This window comes from Enterobacter cloacae complex sp. GF14B, from assembly GCF_004136805.1.
GTDB lineage: Bacteria > Pseudomonadota > Gammaproteobacteria > Enterobacterales > Enterobacteriaceae > Enterobacter > Enterobacter hormaechei_C.
In genome coordinates this window covers 1-2,022 of the sequence record NZ_QFRV01000212.1, presented here as the reverse complement: position 1 = coordinate 2,022, position 2,022 = coordinate 1, and the positions used below count along the sequence as shown (strand labels likewise).

3 protein-coding genes are annotated in these 2,022 nt (G+C 43.3%); all 3 read left to right on the top strand.

Annotated elements, in window-relative coordinates; genetic code table 11:
- The coding region (locus tag DD606_RS26045; RefSeq protein ID WP_176691485.1) for a hypothetical protein at window positions 1–730 on the top strand (730 nt) is incomplete at its 5' end.
- A 63-nt stretch (window positions 731–793) separates the two neighbouring features.
- Complete coding sequence (locus DD606_RS26740) at window positions 794–1,090, top strand: retropepsin-like aspartic protease (RefSeq protein ID WP_368853794.1); 297 nt, start codon at window positions 794–796, stop codon at window positions 1,088–1,090.
- A 358-nt stretch (window positions 1,091–1,448) separates the two neighbouring features.
- Window positions 1,449–2,022, top strand: a 574-nt coding sequence (locus DD606_RS26230; protein ID WP_219824231.1) for a hypothetical protein, incomplete at its 3' end; no start/stop codon positions are given.

Below are 2,022 nucleotides of genomic sequence, written 5' to 3'. Positions count from 1 at the left end.
CAGAAGAAGAAGAAAACACACAAGGAAGATATTTCAAAAAGCAACAAATTCAAATCCCATTTCAAAGACCAACATAGGGACTGGTGACAACCCCGTATATATGAACAACACTGAAGAGGATTCTAATTCAGGTGAAACCATGGAGACCAAAACGACCACTAGGAAAGAAACCAACAAGAAAGATCGTCATGAGCCACAATGGCCAGGACCCAAGAAGAAGATAGGAACTTATCCAAACCCTACAGAGGAGATCGAGCGAGTCAAGCAATTAAGGAGTTTGGTAGAAGATACCCAAAGGGATCTAGAGCCAGCACCTAGGCAGATCCAGATTACAGACACAGTGTTCCCTACACAACAACAACCTCACAAAGTCCATAGACCCCTAGCCATACCTAGTGTCATCCAAGAAGAAAGTGACTTAAAGTCATGGGAAAGTGGGCGTACTCACTTCTTGTTGGAAAGAATGTTTATAGAGGGACTACCTGACCCTATCAAAGAAATGGAGATCCCATCTTCCCCACGTCAAGGGGCTGAAGCCCAAAAGGTGCCGTTAAATATTGCCAAATTGATGGATTTCATGGCTTCAGAAGTTAGAACCACCATCATGTCCAAACTATATAAAGACCCTGAGATAGTCTCAGCTCTTCGAGCCTTCCTCAATGGAGAACTGAAGTTTGGGCTACCACAATTTTCACAGATGGATGGAGCTGGGGAGATGCCAATAGAGTAGGAACACTTAGATCCACAACCCAACCTAGATGAGAACCTTGTTATAGAAATACCTGTTAACAAGTTGGGACAATACTTTGAGGGTGATGAATCCAATGCGACTATACCAATCACTACCAAGGGATTAACTGTGAAGGGAATCCTTGATGGTGGCGCTGGGGTTAGCATTGTGACTAAAAATTGCTGGGAAACTATGGGAAGACCTCACCTTGTGACCACAACCATAGTAGTAAAGATGGCCAATGGGTCTATCGTTAAACCTATTGGGATGCTAGAAGATCTCAAGATCAAGGTCTTTGGACATAAAATAAGAATTACCTTCAATTGTTATGGATTTCTCCAAGCACACTATGGCATCTGAGATGATCTTAGGACGTCCTTTCATGAGGGAAGAAAAAATGGTGCATGACTGGTCTAAAAACCATGTCTACTTGCAGTTCCAAGATTCTGTCATTCGAGTGGATCTTGTGACTTATCGAGCTCATCCTCTAGGAAACAGGTTTATAATTGATTGTATATCTGACACAACAGTTCACTCGGCCCCATTACAGTATTGTTACACGTGTAAAGCACACACTGATGTTGGGGAATATTCTCCTTATATAGATGTACTACATGGGATGACTGAGTCGGACAATGTGGATTGGGTCCACCTAGCAGCAACCATAGACACTTGGGGAAATAGGGGGACAACCTGGGTAACACCTGAGGGGGATGAAATGCCCGTACCCTTAAATATGCTACAAGCAATGCATATAGCTTCTGACAAGACTCATCCTAATATAACAAAGAAAACATACAAGTGGGTCCCTAAAGCTTCTTTAGCGACCATAGCTAGTGCTAAAAAACAGAAGCCTTGTAAGAAACGTCCCACTCGCCCCAAGAAATGTAAGGAAACGTGGCGTTGGATTCCTAAACGACTATTGGAAGCCCAAGGCTACTATGAAGGAAATGATCAAATCTGGGTGCCAAAACGTAAATTGTACTCTTACCTGTCACCTGGCCCATGTAAACCCAATCCTGTGGCTCCAAAACAAATTGAAAATCGCGGAAAGGAAAAAATCATGGAATGTTACACACCCGATCTAGAGCTAGTTTGGGTACCAAAGAAAGAACGATTTGTTCCACCTAGCTCAGGAAGAGGGGGATCCCATGAAGCCTCTAGCTCCTCGTGTAATGCATCCATAGATGTAAAAGCTTCTCCACAGCCTCCACCTACAATAGTGGACCTCCATGAAGCTACAAAGCAATTCACACCTCCTAGTGTTCAAGAATCACCTGATGATACACTTC